Raw genomic sequence first — 17458 nt, 5'->3', positions numbered from 1 at the left:
ACGCACAAGGGACCCTTCACATTTTTGGATCAACGCATCGTGCGATCGATCAGAACTCGACGATCTTGCCTTCGGACAGCGTCACGCGGCGATCCATGCGTGCTGCCAGATCGTGGTTATGGGTCGCGATGAGGGCAGCAAGGCCCGACTGGCGCACCAGCGCTTCCAAGGCGTCGAAAACGTAGGACGCGGTCTCGGGGTCGAGATTGCCGGTGGGTTCGTCTGCCAAGAGCAGAAGCGGCGCATTGGCAACGGCTCTTGCAATCGCCACGCGCTGCTGTTCACCGCCGGACAATTCCGCCGGACGATGATCGCCTCTGTGGCCGATGCGCATATAATCCAGCAATGCCTTGGCACGCACCCGTGCTTCCTTTGGCGCGAGACCGGCGATCATCTGTGGCATCATGATATTCTCAAGTGCCGAGAACTCCGGAAGCAGATGGTGAAACTGGTAGACGAAGCCGATATCGCTGCGGCGAATGGAGGTTCGCTCCTCATCGGAAAGCGTGCCGCAGGGCTTGCCACTGATGAAGACCTCGCCCGCGTCCGGATGCTCCAGCAGACCCGCCAGATGCAGCAGCGTCGACTTGCCAGTGCCGGATGGCGCGACAAGTGCGACGATCTCGCCGCTTCTCAATTCGAAATTCGCATCCTTCAGAATGGAAAGGCTCGTTTCGCCCTGACCATAGGTCCGTTCCACGCCGGTAAGCTGTAGAGCCATTTTCTTTGCCATGGTGTGAAGCGGGTCCTATTCGTATCTCAGGGCCTGGACGGGGTCGAGCTTCGACGCACGCCAGGCGGGGAAGATCGTTGCCAGGAAGGACAGGGTCAGCGCCATGACGATGACGGTGATCGTTTCGCTCAAATCCATCTCCGCCGGCAGCTGGCTCAGGAAATAGAGCTGCGGATCGAAGAGCACGGTTCCGGTAATCCAGGAGAAGAACTGGCGGATCGACTCCACATTCAGACAGACGAGAACGCCAAGTGCCACACCTGCAAATGTGCCAACGATGCCGATCGCAGCGCCGGTCATGAAGAAGATGCGCATGACAGCACCGGAGGTTGCCCCCATGGTGCGCAGAATGGCGATGTCGCTGCCCTTGTCCTTCACCAGCATGATGAGGCCGGAAATGATGTTGAGCGCGGCGACCAGAACGATCAGCGTCAGGATCATGAACATGACGTTGCGCTCCACCTGAAGCGCGGAGAAGAAGGTCTGGTTGCGCTGTCTCCAGTCGGTGATATAGACCTGCCGCCCTGCCGCGGTTTCCACCAGCGGACGAATGCTATCGACATCGTCGGGATGGCTGACGAAGAGCTCGATCGATTGGACGATGCCCTCGGAATTGAAATAGAGCTGAGCTTCGGTAAGCGGCATGTAGATCATCGACGCGTCATATTCAGACATGCCAATCTCGAACACACCGGAGATCGGGTAGGACTTCACCCGTGGATTGACGCCCATGGGCGTCACGTCACCTTCCGGTGAAATGAGGGTGATCTGGTCTCCCACCGTCACGCCGAGTTGCGCTGCGAGCCTCGAGCCGACCAGAACACCCTGCCCCGACATGAAGCCGACAAGATCGCCGGCTTTGACGTTGCTGGATATCTCCTTGATCTTTTCCAGATCTTCAGGACGCACTCCACGCACCAATGCACCGCTGCCTGCGCCGTTGCGTCCAGAGGCGAGCGTCTGACCTTCCACGAGCGGCAAGGCCATCGTCACGCCGGGAATAGCGCCAAACTTCTTCGCCAGTTCATCGTAATTGTTGAAGGGCTGATCGATCGGCTGGACGATCATGTGACCGTTGATGCCGAGAATTCGGGAAATCAGTTCGGTGCGGAAACCGTTCATCACCGCCATGACGATAATGAGCGTCGCCACACCCAGCATGATGCCGACGAACGAGAAGCCTGCGATGACTGATATGAAGGCTTCCTTGCGGCGCGAACGCAGGTAGCGCCAGGCCACCATGCGTTCGAAAGCCGAAAACGGCCGTGCCGCCCCATCCTTCACGGATGCAACTGCACCGTTGTCAGCCTCGGCTTTTGCCATGTCCACTCCTTGTCGGCCTTTCAGCCGAGAACCCTGTTCATTGCCGCTTCGACCGTGACGTTCTCACGCGCGCCCGTCTTGCGGTCCTTCACCTCGACTTCACCGGCAGCAATGCTGCGCGGTCCGACGATGATCTGCATAGGCACGCCGATGAGATCGGCCGTCGCGAACTTCTGACCTGCGCGGTCATCGGTATCGTCGTAGAGAACATCCTTGCCGGCGTTGGACAGCGAATAATAGAGCTTCTCGCATGCCGCGTCGCAGGCCGCATCGCCAGCCTTCATGTTGATGATGACGACATCGAAAGGAGCAACCGACGCCGGCCAGATGATTCCGTTCTCGTCATGCGAGGCTTCAATGATGGCGGGAACAAGGCGTGTCGGACCAATGCCATAAGATCCCATGTGGACGGGATGTTCCTTGCCATCGGGACCCTGAACCTTAGCGCCCATCGGCTCGGAATACTTCGTGCCGAAATAGAAGATGTGACCAACTTCGATACCGCGCGCGGAAAGACGATCGCCCTCGGGAATCGCGTTGAAGGCAGCCTCGTCGTGCATCTCCGAGGTTGCGGCATAGTCCGCGGTCCATGTATCGAAAATGCCCTGCAGACCGGCAACGTCATCGAAATTGGTGTCGTCGCCGGGAATGCCCTGCTCCAGGAAGCTCTTGTGGCAGAAGACTTCCGACTCACCCGTATCGGCCAGAATGATGAATTCGTGGCTGTGATTGCCACCGATCGGGCCAGTGTCGGCGCGCATCGGAATGGCGCGCAGGCCAAGGCGAGAGAAGGTACGCAGATAGGCGGCGAACATCTTGTTATAGGAATGGATCGCAGCTTCCTTCGTCAGGTCGAAGGAATAGGCATCCTTCATCAGGAATTCGCGCGAGCGCATCGTGCCGAAACGCGGGCGCACTTCGTCGCGGAACTTCAACTGAATATGATAAAGGTTCAGCGGCAGGTTCTTGTAGGACTTCACGTAGGATCGGAAGATGTCGGTGATCATCTCCTCATTCGTCGGGCCGTAGAGCATCTGACGGTCCTGGCGGTCCTTGATGCGCAGCATCTCCTTGCCGTAGTCGTCATAACGACCGCTTTCCTGCCAAAGCTCCGCCGATTGCAGCGTCGGCATCAAAAGCTCGATGGCGCCGGAACGGTCCTGCTCTTCCCGGATGATGCGGTTCACCTTGTCCATCACGCGCTTGCCGAGCGGCAGCCAGGAGTAGATGCCCTGGCTCTGCTGACGGATCATGCCCGCACGCAGCATGAGGCGGTGAGAGACGATTTCAGCTTCCTTGGGATTTTCCTTCAGGATGGGCAAAAAATAACGGCTGAGACGCATGACTATGTCCTGAGTGCGACGACTCGCCATCTACCGGGAATCGCCAGAATTAAAGGATATTTGCGCCGTACATAACCGTTTCTCCTGCAGAAGGAAACCCGCACGATGGGCGCCCCGAAAACACCATTCACATCCGCGTGAGAACAGGACGTTCGCGCCTGAACGGTTTCAGGAGAAATAATTTTGCGGGGCACCTGCGACATAATGTTCATGAGGAAATTTTTTGCTGACTGTAACAAAAATGCAAAAAACGTGGTGACAAGGTGGAATCTTTGGGCTAGTTTTAGCTCACAAAAGAGGCAGGGAGTTTAAATTTCTGCCGTCTTCGCGGTCAGTCTTGGGAGGATGAGATCTTAGGCGCGCTAGTTCGCAGCCCCGGAAACGGAAACAGATCACGCGAAACTGAAAAACAAGGCTTAATCGCCTTGTTTTTTTTTGCCTTGAAATCGATTTTCTTTCAGTGGGTTGGCGGAAGACAGCGTATCCATCCGCGTCCCGCTTATGGCTCCTATGCGAATCACCGTCCAACCAAATGCAACATTCTTATGACGGACGGTGACGGCACAGCGCGTGGGCGCGGCCCGTTCACCTGCTGAACTCAGTCATAAACCGGGATAATACGGGGCAGATCATCGAGGCTGACACCAAAGTACCAGGTGGCGCCGTACCAAATCGCGCAGAGCAATATCGAGATCAGTGTGGTGGCGATCAGGATTTTCGCACCCTGGAAACGCGTTGGCGCGCTCGCCACGGTTCCCAGCGCCACGTCGCCGTCTTCCATTTGCGTTCTGAGCCCAATCGGCAGCACGACAAACAGAACCGTCCACCAGACGATGAAAAAAACTGCAACAACCGACAGCCACTGCATGTAGAACCTCCCCGAGCAGAACCCGCATCTCCTGTCTCATTCAGGGCTTGGAGAAGCGCAAGAACAGACAGAGCAGCGGCAAACGATTCCTACAGCATCGGCTCGAAAATCGGAATCGATTTTCGGAAGGCACTATGCCTAGATCAAAGCAGATAGCATCCTTTGTGCGTCCAAGTAGACGCGCGGCCCTCTAAGCGAAGACGCGCGCCTTAGAAACACGACCCGCGATCAAATCTCTTCCAACTCCACCAGCGTACCGCAGAAGTCTTTCGGATGGAGGAAAAGCACCGGCTTTCCATGGGCGCCGATCTTCGGCTCTCCATCGCCAAGTATGCGCGCACCGGCAGCTTTCAAACTGTCGCGGGCGGAGATGATGTCCTCCACCTCGTAACAGATATGATGCATGCCGCCGGACGGATTCTTTTCGAGAAAGGCCGCGATCGGGGAATTGCCATCCAGCGGCTCAAGCAGTTCGACCTTGCTGTTTGGCAGGTTGACGAACACGACCCTTACCCCGTGGTCCGGCAGGGTCTGCACTTGCGAGACCGCAGCACCGAGCACATCGCGATAGGTGGCAGTCGCTGCCGCAAGGTCGGGCACAGCAATGGCGATATGATTGATCCGTCCAAGCATGGTCATCCTCCCAATTTCTCAGCCGAACATAGCGACGTATCCGCGGGACGAAGCGTCCTCGGTACTGCACCTATGCTGATACGCGCAGTACCGAACCTATCGTCAAATCTTCGTCACGAATACCGTGACGATCGGCTTTTTGCCCCAGGTCTGGTTGGCGGCAGCACGAACGGCGCGGCGGACCGCTTCGCGCAGCAGGTCCAGATCCTTGCGGCGCGCGCGCGGGATGCTTTCAATGGCGCCAAGAACGGCGTCATAGAGCGTGTCTTCCATCGCCTCGCCCTCGTCGTCGAATTCCGGCAGACCGAAGGGTACGACATCCGGATCGCCGTGGAAGTCGTAACGGCTGTCCAGCACGACATTGACCGAGACGTGACCAGCAAAGGAGAGCTTGCGGCGGTCACCGATGCCCATTTCTTCGAAGTCGCCAACCAGACGGCCATCCTTGAAGATGCGGCCATGCGGAGCATCGTCGATGACTTCGGCAGGGCCAGGCGCCAGACGCAGGACGTTGCCGTTGCGGACCTTGGGGACCTGCTTGATACCGGCCTGCTCGGCCAGTTCCTTCTGCGCCACGAGATGCGCTGCTTCGCCATGCACGGGCACGAGGATTTGCGGCTTGGTCCACTCGTACATGCGCAGCAGCTCGTTGCGGCGTGGGTGGCCGGAAACGTGCACCAGGGCTTCATTGTCGGTGATGATGTGGATGCCCTGCTCGATCAGGCCGTTCTTGATATCGAGAATGGCCTTTTCGTTGCCTGGAATGGCGCGCGAGGAAAAGACCACCGTGTCGCCCTTGGCGAGCGCCACATTGCGCATCTCATCGCGTGACAGTTTTGCAAGTGCGGCACGCGGCTCTCCCTGCGAGCCGGTGAGAATGACAACCACCTTGTCGCGGGGGATATAGCCATACTCATCTTCGGCCAAGAATGGCTTGATGCCTTCCATGATGCCGAGATCCTGCGAGACGTTGACGACACGCTTCAGCGACGAGCCGAGCAGCAGCACTTCGCGACCCGCGCGCTCCGCAGCCTGGGCGATGGAGCGGATACGGCCGACATTGGACGAGAAGGTGGTGATCGCCACACGCCCTTCGGCATTTTCGATGATCTGGCGCAGACCTTCGGAAACCTGGTCCTCCGACGGAGATACACCATCGCGCACCGCATTGGTGCTATCGCACAGAAGCGCCAGAACGCCTTCCTCGCCAACGGCGCGGAAGCGTGCCTCATCTGTCAGCGGCCCAAGCGACGGCGCGTCATCGATCTTCCAGTCGCCTGTGTGGACGACATTGCCAAGCGGCGTGCGGATGACGAGCGACATGGGTTCGGGAATCGAGTGGTTGACGCCGATGGCCTCGATCTCGAACGGGCCGAGATTGATGCGATCGCCTGCCTTGAATGGCGAGATCGGGATCTCGGCGCGCGTGCCCTCATAGTTGCGCTTGGCTTCCAGCATGCCCGCGGTGAAGCCCGACGCATAGACCGGGACGTTGAGGCCAGGCCAAAGATCGTTCAGCGCACCGTAATGGTCCTCATGGGCGTGGGTGATGATGATACCCTTGAGGTTCTGTCGCTGGGCCTCGATGAAGCGGATATCGGGTAGAACGAGATCGACGCCGGGCAGATCGAGGCCCGCGAAGGTGACGCCGCAATCCACCATGATCCATTGCCGCTTGGCGGCAGGACCATAACCATAGAGCGCCAGGTTCATGCCGATTTCGCCGACACCACCAAGCGGCAGGAAGACCAGTTCGTCTTGTTGAGACATGTCATTATCCAATCTGCAACAGGCAATGGCCGCGCGCTTACGCCACGCTCCACCATTGCCTTCAACCGCGCCGGACTTGATGAAACGCCGAGATGCCGGGCCGACGCGGACCGGATGGACGCCCTGATTCTACGAGCAGCAGGGATGCTCCAAACTCAAAAGCCGAGGCCGCGCAGGTCGATCGCGCGAGAACCTTCAGCCGAAGAAAACGTCGCCGGCGGCGATCGCCCGTCTCGGGCCGTCATCCTCATCCAGCAACAGAAAACCTTGATCGTCTATCCCGGCAAAGCGTCCGCCGATGGAGCGATCTGGAAAGTTCACGGTGATATGCTCACCAATACCGCAGGCGGCTGCACGCCAGTCCCTCATGACATCGCTCACGCCCCTGCCCTCGTTCCAGACAGAGAGAACCTCTGCAGTCTCGCGATAAAGATGAGCAAAGAGTTCGTCCGGTCCGCAGGACGCGCCATGCTCCGACAGCATGGTGACGGGATAGAGCGGATTGTCAGGCTTGTGGGCGATGTTGATGCCGATGCCGATGACGATCGCGCGGCGCCCATCGGCAAGTTGCTCCGCTTCCATCAGAATGCCGCAGGTCTTCATTCTGCCGATGAGAATATCATTAGGCCACTTGATTTCCAGTGGCGCGCCACCGAAGGGCAGGACGGCGCGGATTGCGCGGTAGACGGCAAGCGCAAATGCAAGAGGCAAGGAGCCAAGACGGTCCGTCGGTGCGGGATCAGTCAGAAGAAGAGAGGCGTAAAGATTTCCGGGCTCGGAGACCCATGGCCTGCCTCGGCGGCCCTTGCCACCGGTCTGACGGACTGCGGTCATCCAGAGATTGCCGCTATCGCCGGAACGCGCCCGGGCGAGGCATTCGACATTGGTGGAGGATGTCTCCACCAATGCCTCGTGCCGGAAGTCGTCGAGAGACATCCGGCGCTGTTTCATGGCGTTTTCGCTCAAAAGAACGTCTTTGCCGCAGCTGTCACGGCGTTGCCGAGCATGCCACCGAAGAAGATGAACGCGATGACGAAGAGGCCGGAGAGTGCATAAACGATCCGCAACTCGCCAGCGGCCTTTTCAAAGCCACCCTTGGCATCATCGAACCACATGAGCTTGACGATGCGAAGATAGTAGTAGGCACCCACGACCGATGCGACCACACCGATAACCGCCAGCGCATACAGCTTCGCTTCGATGGCTGCGAGGAAGACGTAATACTTGGCAAAGAAGCCTGCGAGCGGCGGAATACCGGCCAGCGAGAACATCAGAGCCGTCAAGACCAGCGCCATAAAGGGGTTGGTCGAAGAAAGCCCGGCCAGATCGTCGACATTCTCGACATTGCCGACTTCCTTGCGACGCATTGCAAGAATGCAGGCAAAGGTGCCGAGCGTCATGCCCATGTAAACGGCCATGTAAATCAGCACGCCGGCGACGCCAGATTCGTTTCCGGCAGCGAGACCGACAAGGGCGTAACCCATGTGACCGATCGACGAATAGGCCATCAGGCGCTTGATGTTCTTCTGACCGATTGCGGCAAAGGAGCCGAGCAGCATGGATGCGATTGACACGAAAACGACGATCTGTTGCCAATCGGCGAAGACAGGCTGAAATGCGTCGACAACGACGCGAACGAAAATCGCCATGGCACCGATCTTCGGGGCTGCGGCAAGGAAGGCCGTGACCGGGGTCGGCGCGCCTTCATAGACGTCCGGCGTCCACATGTGGAAGGGAACGGCGGAAATCTTGAATGCCAGACCGGCCAGCACGAAGACCAGACCGAAGACGACGCCAAGCGAACGGGTTTCGGCGGACAGTACAGCCGCGATTTCCTGGAAGCCAGTATTGCCGGTGAAGCCATAGATCAGCGACATGCCGTAGAGCAGCATGCCCGAAGACAGCGCGCCAAGAACGAAATACTTCAGACCGGCTTCGGTCGAGCGCAGGCTCTCACGGTTAATCGCGCAGATGACGTAGAGTGCCAGCGACTGCAGCTCGAGCGCCATGTAAAGCGAGATCAGGTTGTTGGCGGAGATCATCAGCAGAATGCCGAGTGTCGCCAGAACCAGAAGCACCGGATATTCGAAACGACCGATCGGCTCGACACGGCTGTGGCCAACCGCGAGGATCATGGCGACGATGGAACCGATCAGCGCCAGGATCTTCATGAAGTTGCCGAAGGCATCGGCGACGTAAACGCCACCAAAGGCTTCTCCGCTTGCAGGAGCGAAGATGATCCACAGGCCGACGACGACCAAAAGCGCGACGGCAAGACCCGTCACAGTGTTGGTCGACTTGTCGCCGGAGAAGACGCCGATCATGAGCAGCGCCAGCGCACCGACCGCAAGGATCAGCTCGGGCGTCGCGATGCGCAGACTGGCAAAAAGAAGTTCAGCGGTCATATCCAACGGGTCCTGTCGTCAGTTCAGCGAGAGCGCAACATTCTGCGCTGCCTGCAATGCGGCGGTATAATTATTGATCACGAGGTCCACCGATGCCGCCGTCGCATCAAAGACCGGTGCCGGGTAGACGCCGAAGAAGATCGTCAGCACCACCAGCGGATAAAGGATGACCTTTTCACGGGTGTTGAGATCGAGCATTGCCTTCAGGCTTTCCTTCTCAAGCGCACCGAAAATCACGCGGCGATAGAGCCACAGCGCGTAGGATGCCGAGAGAATGACGCCCGTTGCGGCAAAGAGGGCAACCCAGGTGTTGGCCCGGAAAACGCCGATGATGGTCAGGAATTCGCCGACGAAGCCCGAGGTGCCAGGCAGGCCGACATTGGCCATGGTGAAGACCATGAAAGCCACGGCATATTTCGGCATGTTGTTGACCAGACCACCATAGGCCGCGATCTCGCGGGTATGGAGGCGATCATAGACGACGCCGACACAGAGGAAGAGTGCACTCGACACGATGCCGTGAGACAGCATCTGGAAGATCGCGCCCTGCAGACCCTGCACGTTGGCCGCGAAGATCCCCATCGTCACGTAACCCATATGGGCAACCGAGGAATAGGCAATCAGCTTCTTGATGTCTTCCTGCATCATCGCCACCAGCGAAGTGTAGATGATGGCAAGCACCGACAGCGTGAAGACGAAGGGCGCGAAATGCTCCGATGCCAGCGGGAACATCGACAGCGAGAAACGGATGAAACCGTAACCGCCGAGCTTCAGCATGACGCCCGCCAGAATGACCGAACCTGCGGTCGGTGCCTGAACGTGTGCATCCGGAAGCCAGGTATGAACCGGCCACATCGGCATCTTGACGGCAAAGGCCGCGAAGCAGGCAAGCCAGAGCCAGGTCTGCATGCCAGCCGGGAAGCCGTGCTTGAGAAGCTCGGTCATATCCGTCGTGCCAGCCTGCCAGTACATCGCCATGATTGCGAGCATGGTCAGAACCGAGCCGAGAAGCGTGTAGAGGAAGAACTTGTAGGACGCGTAGACGCGATCCTTGCCGCCCCAGACGCCGATGATGATGAACATCGGGATCAGCGTCGCTTCGAAGAAGACGTAGAAGAGAACGGTGTCGAGCGCAACGAACACGCCTACCATGACGACTTCCAGAAGAAGGAAGGCAATCATGTATTCCTTCAGACGCTTCTGGACGGAATCCCAGCTTGCGAGAACGCAAAACGGCATGAGGAACGTCGTCAGGATGACGAAGAGCATGGAGATGCCGTCGACGCCCAGGTGATAGGCGGCGATGGTACCGAACCAGTTGTGCTTCTCGATCATCTGGAAGCCGGGGTTCGAATTATCGAAGCCGATCCAGATGAAAAGCGAGACGATGAAGGTGAACACCGTCGTCAGAAGCGAGACATTGAGAATGTTGCGGCGCCCGAAGGGGCCGTTCTCATTGGTCAGAAGCAGGAGCACCACGCCGACGAGCGGCAGGAAGGTGACCGTGGAAAGAATGGGCCAATCGGTCATCAGAGGGCACTCCCGAGCATCATCCAGGTGACTAGTGCTGCGATGCCGATCAGCATCGCGAAGGCATAGTGATAAAGGTAACCGGACTGCAGACGGACGACACGGTTGGTCACATCAACCACACGCGCTGCAATACCGTTGGGGCCATAGGCGTCGATGACTGCCACGTCGCCCTTCTTCCACAGGAAGCGACCGAGCGCCTTTGCGGAACGAACGAAAAGGAAATCGTAGAGTTCGTCGAAGTACCACTTGTTCAAGAGGAACTGGTAGAGGCCGCGATGGGTCTCTGCCAGACGCTTCGGCGTTTCCGGCGACTTGATGTAGAAGTACCAGGCGGTGACGAAACCGAGAACCATGGCAATGAAGGGGCTCCACTTCACCCAAAGCGGCACGTGGTGGAACTCTTCGAGGATTTCATTGGACGGAAGCGTAAAGAGCGCACCCTTCCAGAATTCCGCATATTCATGGCCGAAGAAGTAGCCTTCGAACACGACACCGGCAAAGATCGCACCGATCGTCAGGACGAAGAGCGGGATCAGCATTACCATCGGCGATTCATGGACGTGGTGCATGACATCGGCGGAAGCACGCGGCTTGCCGAAGAAAGTCATGAACGCTAGGCGCCAAGAGTAGAAGCTGGTGAACAGCGCTGCGACCACCAGCATGGTGAACGCAAAACCTGCGAGCGGGCTATGCGACGCAAACGACGACTCGATGATCACGTCCTTGGAGAAGAAGCCGGCAAAGCCGATCATCGTTCCGGGGATACCGACGCCTGTCAGTGCCAGATTGCCAACGGTCATCGTCCAGAAGGTGATCGGGATATGTTTGCGCAGACCACCCATGTGACGCATGTCCTGCTCGCCATCCACCGCGTGGATAACGGAACCGGCGCAAAGGAACAGCAGTGCCTTGAAAAATGCGTGCGTGAAGAGGTGGAAAATAGCCGCGCCATAAGCGCCGACGCCGAGCGCCACGAACATGTAACCGAGCTGCGAGCAGGTCGAATAGGCAATGACGCGCTTGATATCGTTCTGCACCAGACCAACGGTCGCTGCAAAGAAGGCCGTGATGGCACCGATCAGCGTGACGAACATCAAAGCGTTCGGCGACAGTTCGAAGACCGGCGACATGCGCGCGACCAGGAACACGCCGGCCGTCACCATGGTTGCGGCATGGATCAGCGCCGACACAGGCGTCGGGCCTTCCATGGCGTCCGGCAGCCAAGTGTGCAGCAGGAACTGAGCCGACTTACCCATCGAGCCCATGAACAGCAGCAGGCAGACCGCCGTCAGTGCATGCGCCTTGTCGAGCTGCATGCCGAAGAGGTTGATGACCGCTTCGGTAGAGGCTGCGCCATCGGCAGGCAGGTAGGAACCAGCAGCCGCGAAGATCGTTTCGAAGTTGATCGAGCCGAACAGGACGAATAGACCGGAAATACCAAGAATGAAGCCGAAGTCACCGACACGGTTGACGATGAAGGCCTTCATGGCGGCAGCCGATGCGGACGGCTTCTTGAACCAGAAGCCGATCAGCAGATAGGACGCCAGACCCACGCCTTCCCAGCCGAAGAACATCTGCAGCAGGTTGTCGGAGGTCACCAGCATCAGCATGGCGAATGTGAAGAGCGAGAGATAGGCAAAGAAGCGCGGACGATGTGGATCGTGATGCATGTACCCGATGGAGTACAGATGCACGAGACAGGACACCGTGTTGACCACGACGAACATGACCGCGGTCAGCGTGTCGATGCGGAACGCCCACTCTACGTCGATGCCGCCGGACTGGATCCAGCGCAGCACCGGCACCTTGATGACCTCACCAGCCTCATGGGTCAGGAGCGCGACGTCGAAGAACACGATCCAGGAGAGGATCGCCACCACGACCATCAGGCCGGTGGTGACATATTCCGAGGCCTTGGCGCCGATGGACCGGCCAAAGAGACCAGCGATCAGGAAGCCGATCAGCGGAAGAAAGACGATAGCCTTGTAGATCATAGCCTTATCAGCCCTTCATCATATTGACGTCTTCCACGGCGATCGATCCGCGGTTGCGGTAGAAGACTACGAGTATTGCAAGACCGATGGCCGCTTCTGCAGCAGCAACAGTCAGAATGAACAGGGCGAAGACCTGACCAACCATGTCGTTGAGCACCCATGAGAAGGCGACGAGGTTGAGGTTCACCGCCAGAAGGATGAGTTCGATCGACATGAGAATGACGATGACGTTCTTCCGGTTGAGGAAGATACCGAAGATGCCGATCGTGAAGAGGATCGCGCTGACCGTCAGGTAATGGGAAAGACCGATTTCCATATTCTATGTTCCTTGGATCCGTTCGCGCCTCAGAGGCCCTGACCCGGCTTGACCTTGACCGTCGTAACGGCGGTCTTCGGATCGCGGGCGACCTGCGTTGAAATGTCCTGACGCTTGATGTCCGTGCGGTGACGCAGCGTCAGCACGATGGCGCCGATCATGGCCACAAGCAGCACGAGACCTGCCAGCTGGAAGAAGTAGACGTAGTTCGTGTAGAGGACGTCGCCCAGAGCGGCAGTGTTGGCGCGCTCGACCGGGTTCGGGATCGGCATCGTGATCGACTTCGCCGCCTCCGGGTTCAGCACGCTGCCGCCAATGACGACGATCAGTTCCGCCGCCAGGATAACCCCGATCAAGGCACCGATCGGCGCATATTGCAGCACACCGGAACGCAACTCGGCAAAATCCACATCCAGCATCATGACGACGAAGAGGAACAACACCGCCACAGCGCCGACATAAACGACCAGCAGGATCATGCCGAGGAACTCGGCGCCCGTCAGCAGGAACAGCGCCGCCGCGTTGAAGAAGGTCAGGATCAGGAACAGAACCGAGTGAACCGGGTTCTTGGATGCAATGACCAGAAACGCAGACGCCACGGCGACGAAAGCGAAGATGTAAAAGAATACAGCGTGCAGACCCATGTTGGTGCCTTTTTGTCCTCACCGGACAAAAGCGGCCTTCAGACCGCCCTGCCCGTTTCGTTCCCGCCAGCGATCGCCGACAGGCATTTCATCTTTTTTGATCCCCGGAGAAAAGCTCCGAAGACATGGAGTGAGCCTTAACGATAAGGCGCATCCAGAGCGAGGTTACGCGCGATTTCACGCTCCCAGCGATCGCCATTGTCGAGAAGCTTCTGCTTGTCGAAATAGAGCTCTTCGCGGGTTTCCGTCGCAAACTCGAAATTCGGGCCTTCGACGATCGCGTCCACCGGGCAGGCTTCCTGGCAGAAGCCGCAATAGATGCACTTCACCATGTCGATGTCGTAACGAACCGTGCGGCGGGTGCCATCGTTGCGGCGCGGGCCGGCCTCGATGGTGATCGCCTGAGCGGGACAGATCGCCTCGCACAGCTTGCAGGCGATGCAGCGCTCTTCGCCATTCGGATAGCGACGCAGAGCGTGCTCACCACGGAAGCGCGGGCTGACCGGGCCCTTTTCGAAAGGATAGTTCACCGTTGCCTTCTGTTTGAAGAAGTGGCGCATGGTCAAAAAGATCGCGCCAACGAATTCCTTGAGGAACAGCGAATTGACGGCTTGGGAAAGACTGGCCATCTCAACCTCCAAATCTGCAAGCGCGGAGTTCGGACATCATCATGCCCCTGCCGTCAGCTTGAGTACGAATGCAACAATCACGACCATGGCAAGCGACAGCGGAAGGAAGACCTTCCAGCCGAGACGCATCAGCTGGTCATAGCGGTAACGCGGGACGAATGCCTTCACCAGGCCGAACATGAAGAACACCAGGACGCCCTTCAGCACGAACCAGACAATGCCCGGCACCCAATTCAGGAACCACACATCGACGATCGGCAGCCAGCCGCCAAGGAACAGGATGGTCGTCAGGCAGCACATCAGAACGATGGCAGCATATTCGCCCAGCATGAACATCATGTACGGGGTGGAGCCATACTCCACCATGTGACCGGCTACAAGTTCCGATTCCGCTTCCGGCAGATCGAAGGGCGGACGGTTGGTCTCAGCCAGCGACGAAATGAAGAAGACGATGAACATCGGGAAGAGCGGGAGCCAGTGCCAGTCGAGGAACGATGCCGGCAGACCGAGCGATGTACCGATCCCCGAATGCTGGGCATTGACGATATCCGTCAGGTTCAGCGAACCAACGCACAGCAGGACGGTAACGATGACGAGACCTATCGAGACTTCGTAAGAAACCATCTGCGCGGCGGAACGAAGCGCGCCGAGGAACGGGTACTTCGAGTTGGACGCCCAGCCACCCATGATGATGCCGTACACTTCGAGCGACGAAATCGCAAAGATGTAGAGAATCCCGACATTGATGTTGGCAATCACCCAACCCTGGTTGAACGGGATGACGGCGTAAGTGGCTAGGGCGAGCGTCACTGCGACGAGTGGCGCAAGCAGGAAGACTGCCTTGTTGGCACCGGACGGAATGACCGGCTCCTTGAGGATGAACTTCAACAAGTCAGCAAAGGACTGGAAGAGACCGAAGGGACCAACGACGTTCGGGCCACGGCGCAGCTGAACGGCAGCCCAGATCTTGCGGTCCGCCAGAAGCAGGAAAGCAATCGCGACCAGAAGTATAACGAGAAGCAGCAGAGACTGGCCGACAATAATCAGCGCTGGCCAGACATAGCTCCAGAAAAACGAGTCCATAATACCCTACCCTTACTCTGCCGCAGCCTTGAAGTTGTTGCGGGCCAATGCGGAGCATTCGGCCATCACGGCGGACGCTCTCGCAATCGGGTTCGTCAAATAGAAATCCTTAACCGGCGTTGCAAAACCCGCCTTGTTAAGAGCGCCGGTCTTGCCGGAGAGTGCCGTCAGGTCGTGGACGTTGCCCGCGGCAATCTCATCGGTATCGGCAAAATGCGGATGTGCAATGTAAAGCTGTGCGCGCAGGCCAGACAGGCTGTCGAATGGCAGCTTCTTGCCGAGGACATCGGACAGCGCACGCAGGATCGCCCAGTCTTCGCGCGCTTCGCCGGGAGCAAAGCCCGCGCGGTTACCGAGCTGGACGCGACCCTCGGTGTTGACCCAGATACCGGACTTTTCGGTATAGGCAGCACCCGGCAGGATCACGTCGGCATTCATCGCGCCATTGTCGCCGTGCGAACCGATATAGACGGTGAGCTTTGCAGCCTTGGCCGAAAGATCGATCTCATCTGCGCCGAGCAGGAAGAGCACGTCGGAAGAGGCAACGATCGAAGCGGCGTTTGCAGACTTGTCCGCCGGAACGAAGCCAAGATCGAGACCGCCCACGCGCGATGCTGCCGTGTGCAGAACAGAGAAGCCGTTCCAGGCTTCGGAGACCGCACCGATGTTTCCTGCAAGCTTTGCCGCATCGGCCAGAATTGCTGCACCATCTTCGCGCGTCAAAGCGCCTTGGCCGACGATGATCATCGGGTTCTTCGCCAGCTTCAGCTTCTCAAGGAAGCTTCCCGAGCCGTTGACCAGATCGGTCAGCGTATCGGTCCCAGCACCGAGATATTCGTAGTCGTAACGCAGTTCGCCTGCTTCGCCGATCACTCCGATCGGGAAGCCGCCACGGCGCCAGCGCTTGCGGATGCGAGCGTTGAGAACGGCCGCTTCGAAGCGCGGGTTGGAACCAATGATCAGCAGCGCATCGGCCTTTTCGATACCCTGGATCGTCGTATTGAAGATGTAGCTTGCACGACCGAGCGACGGATCGAGTGCTGCACCGTCCTGACGGCAATCGACATTGGTCGAGCCGAGCGACGCGAGAAGCGACTTCAGCGCAAACATTTCCTCGACCGAGGCAAGATCGCCGGCAATGGCGCCGATCTTTTCGCCAGACGTCGCCGAAACGGCAGCCTTGATGGCACCAAAGGCTTCGCCCCAGGTGGCAGGCTGCAGACGTCCATCCTTGCGAACATAAGGACGATCGAGACGCTGCGTCTTCAAGCCGTCCCAGATGAAGCGGCTCTTGTCGGAAATCCACTCTTCATTGATCGATTCGTTGACGCGCGGCATGATACGCATGACTTCACGACCGCGGGTATCCACACGGATTGCAGAGCCGAGCGCATCCATCACGTCGATGGTTTCGGTCTTGCCGAGTTCCCAAGGACGCGCGGTGAAAGCGAAGGGCTTGGAGGTCAAGGCGCCGACCGGGCAGAGATCAACGACGTTGCCCTGCAGCTCGGAGGTCATGGCCTGCTCGAGATAGGTGGTGATCTCGGCATCCTCGCCGCGGCCGATCAGGCCGAGTTCGGAAATGCCGGCGACTTCCGTCGTGAAGCGAACGCAGCGCGTGCAGTGAATGCAGCGGTTCATCACCGTCTTGACGAGCGGGCCGATATATTTGTCTTCAACCGCACGCTTGTTTTCAGAGTAGCGCGAACCGGCGATACCGAAGGCCATAGCCTGGTCCTGCAGATCGCATTCGCCGCCCTGGTCGCAGATCGGGCAATCCAGCGGGTGGTTGATGAGCAGGAATTCCATCACGCCTTCGCGGGCCTTCTTGACCATCGGCGTGTTAGTGAACACTTCCGGCAGTTCGCCATTAGGGCCGCCGCGAATATCGCGCACACCCATGGCGCAGGAGGCTGCGGGCTTGGGCGGTCCGCCCTTCACCTCGATCAGACACATGCGGCAGTTACCGGCTACCGACAAACGCTCATGAAAACAAAAGCGCGGAACTTCGGCACCAGCCTCCTCACACGCCTGAAGCAGCGTGAAATGATCCGGAACCTCGATCTCTTTACCGTCAACCTTGAGCTTTGTCATGGTTCTACTTACGTCCTGTTGCCTGTCCGTCCCGCCAAAACCGCGGTCCACGACAAATCCCGATCGCATCTTGCCGCATCATTGAGATTC

At 58.4% G+C, this 17458-nt stretch carries 15 protein-coding genes; all 15 read right to left on the bottom strand.

All coding sequences use genetic code 11. The features are described from left to right. Positions 1 to 49 precede the first annotated feature (49 nt). Positions 50 to 733, bottom strand: a complete 684-nt coding sequence (locus EYC79_RS05945; RefSeq protein WP_130977429.1) for an ABC transporter ATP-binding protein — start codon at positions 731 to 733, stop codon at positions 50 to 52. A 15-nt stretch (positions 734 to 748) separates the two neighbouring features. Continuing rightward, a complete protein-coding gene (locus EYC79_RS05940; protein WP_062437764.1) occupies positions 749 to 2056 on the bottom strand; it encodes a lipoprotein-releasing ABC transporter permease subunit in 1308 nt (435 codons plus the stop codon). Positions 2057 to 2076: 20 nt separating this feature from the next. Further along, positions 2077 to 3399, bottom strand: a complete 1323-nt coding sequence (gene proS / locus EYC79_RS05935; protein WP_062437766.1) for a proline--tRNA ligase — start codon at positions 3397 to 3399, stop codon at positions 2077 to 2079. A gap of 598 nt (positions 3400 to 3997) precedes the next feature. After that, a complete protein-coding gene (locus EYC79_RS05930) occupies positions 3998 to 4267 on the bottom strand; it encodes a DUF1467 family protein (RefSeq protein WP_062425528.1) in 270 nt (89 codons plus the stop codon). A gap of 228 nt (positions 4268 to 4495) precedes the next feature. Further along, positions 4496 to 4900 (bottom strand): methylmalonyl-CoA epimerase, encoded by a 405-nt coding sequence (gene mce, locus EYC79_RS05925; RefSeq protein ID WP_113179799.1) that lies wholly within the window; start codon positions 4898 to 4900, stop codon positions 4496 to 4498. 102 nt (positions 4901 to 5002) lie between these two features. Then, positions 5003 to 6670: a ribonuclease J gene (locus tag EYC79_RS05920; protein ID WP_130977428.1), complete on the bottom strand. Its 1668-nt coding sequence runs from the start codon at positions 6668 to 6670 to the stop codon at positions 5003 to 5005. A gap of 195 nt (positions 6671 to 6865) precedes the next feature. Then, a complete protein-coding gene (locus EYC79_RS05915; RefSeq protein WP_130977456.1) occupies positions 6866 to 7606 on the bottom strand; it encodes a biotin--[acetyl-CoA-carboxylase] ligase in 741 nt (246 codons plus the stop codon). Between the two features lie 26 nt (positions 7607 to 7632). Beyond that, on the bottom strand, positions 7633 to 9075 hold the full coding sequence (gene nuoN, locus EYC79_RS05910; RefSeq protein ID WP_062426130.1) for an NADH-quinone oxidoreductase subunit NuoN: 1443 nt from the start codon (positions 9073 to 9075) through the stop codon (positions 7633 to 7635). Between the two features lie 18 nt (positions 9076 to 9093). Continuing rightward, positions 9094 to 10605 (bottom strand): NADH-quinone oxidoreductase subunit M, encoded by a 1512-nt coding sequence (locus tag EYC79_RS05905; protein ID WP_112952407.1) that lies wholly within the window; start codon positions 10603 to 10605, stop codon positions 9094 to 9096. Further along, on the bottom strand, positions 10605 to 12602 hold the full coding sequence (gene nuoL / locus EYC79_RS05900) for an NADH-quinone oxidoreductase subunit L (protein ID WP_062437769.1): 1998 nt from the start codon (positions 12600 to 12602) through the stop codon (positions 10605 to 10607). The genes EYC79_RS05905 and nuoL overlap by 1 nt, the downstream gene beginning before the upstream one ends. Positions 12603 to 12609: 7 nt before the next feature. Then, complete coding sequence (gene nuoK, locus EYC79_RS05895) at positions 12610 to 12918, bottom strand: NADH-quinone oxidoreductase subunit NuoK (protein ID WP_062425532.1); 309 nt, start codon at positions 12916 to 12918, stop codon at positions 12610 to 12612. A 29-nt stretch (positions 12919 to 12947) separates the two neighbouring features. After that, positions 12948 to 13562: an NADH-quinone oxidoreductase subunit J gene (locus EYC79_RS05890; RefSeq protein ID WP_062425533.1), complete on the bottom strand. Its 615-nt coding sequence runs from the start codon at positions 13560 to 13562 to the stop codon at positions 12948 to 12950. 137 nt (positions 13563 to 13699) lie between these two features. Continuing rightward, the gene (gene nuoI, locus EYC79_RS05885; RefSeq protein ID WP_003502385.1) at positions 13700 to 14191 is read right to left on the bottom strand and encodes an NADH-quinone oxidoreductase subunit NuoI; all 492 of its coding nucleotides are present in this window, start codon (positions 14189 to 14191) and stop codon (positions 13700 to 13702) included. A 39-nt stretch (positions 14192 to 14230) separates the two neighbouring features. After that, positions 14231 to 15274, bottom strand: coding sequence for an NADH-quinone oxidoreductase subunit NuoH (gene nuoH / locus EYC79_RS05880; RefSeq protein ID WP_130977427.1), 1044 nt, complete (start codon positions 15272 to 15274; stop codon positions 14231 to 14233). A gap of 12 nt (positions 15275 to 15286) precedes the next feature. Next, on the bottom strand, positions 15287 to 17368 hold the full coding sequence (gene nuoG, locus EYC79_RS05875) for an NADH-quinone oxidoreductase subunit NuoG (protein WP_062437772.1): 2082 nt from the start codon (positions 17366 to 17368) through the stop codon (positions 15287 to 15289). Positions 17369 to 17458: the final 90 nt, after the last annotated feature.

It is taken from the genome of Agrobacterium cavarae, assembly GCF_004310285.1.
In the GTDB taxonomy this organism is placed as follows: domain Bacteria; phylum Pseudomonadota; class Alphaproteobacteria; order Rhizobiales; family Rhizobiaceae; genus Agrobacterium; species Agrobacterium cavarae.
The sequence above is the reverse complement of the archived record's forward strand: the minus strand, read 5'-3'. Positions and strand labels throughout refer to the sequence as shown.

Bases quoted from the DNA above. Each gene is read 5' to 3' on its own strand.
- EYC79_RS05945 (WP_130977429.1), bottom strand. From the start codon at position 733: ATGGCAAAGAAAATGGCTCTACAGCTTACCGGCGTGGAACGGACCTAT.
- EYC79_RS05940 (WP_062437764.1), bottom strand. From the start codon at position 2,056: ATGGCAAAAGCCGAGGCTGACAACGGTGCAGTTGCATCCGTGAAGGAT.
- proS (WP_062437766.1), bottom strand. From the start codon at position 3,399: ATGCGTCTCAGCCGTTATTTTTTGCCCATCCTGAAGGAAAATCCCAAG.
- EYC79_RS05930 (WP_062425528.1), bottom strand. From the start codon at position 4,267: ATGCAGTGGCTGTCGGTTGTTGCAGTTTTTTTCATCGTCTGGTGGACG.
- mce (WP_113179799.1), bottom strand. From the start codon at position 4,900: ATGCTTGGACGGATCAATCATATCGCCATTGCTGTGCCCGACCTTGCG.
- EYC79_RS05920 (WP_130977428.1), bottom strand. From the start codon at position 6,670: ATGTCTCAACAAGACGAACTGGTCTTCCTGCCGCTTGGTGGTGTCGGC.
- EYC79_RS05915 (WP_130977456.1), bottom strand. From the start codon at position 7,606: ATGTCTCTCGACGACTTCCGGCACGAGGCATTGGTGGAGACATCCTCC.
- nuoN (WP_062426130.1), bottom strand. From the start codon at position 9,075: ATGACCGCTGAACTTCTTTTTGCCAGTCTGCGCATCGCGACGCCCGAG.
- EYC79_RS05905 (WP_112952407.1), bottom strand. From the start codon at position 10,605: ATGACCGATTGGCCCATTCTTTCCACGGTCACCTTCCTGCCGCTCGTC.
- nuoL (WP_062437769.1), bottom strand. From the start codon at position 12,602: ATGATCTACAAGGCTATCGTCTTTCTTCCGCTGATCGGCTTCCTGATC.
- nuoK (WP_062425532.1), bottom strand. From the start codon at position 12,918: ATGGAAATCGGTCTTTCCCATTACCTGACGGTCAGCGCGATCCTCTTC.
- EYC79_RS05890 (WP_062425533.1), bottom strand. From the start codon at position 13,562: ATGGGTCTGCACGCTGTATTCTTTTACATCTTCGCTTTCGTCGCCGTG.
- nuoI (WP_003502385.1), bottom strand. From the start codon at position 14,191: ATGGCCAGTCTTTCCCAAGCCGTCAATTCGCTGTTCCTCAAGGAATTC.
- nuoH (WP_130977427.1), bottom strand. From the start codon at position 15,274: ATGGACTCGTTTTTCTGGAGCTATGTCTGGCCAGCGCTGATTATTGTC.
- nuoG (WP_062437772.1), bottom strand. From the start codon at position 17,368: ATGACAAAGCTCAAGGTTGACGGTAAAGAGATCGAGGTTCCGGATCAT.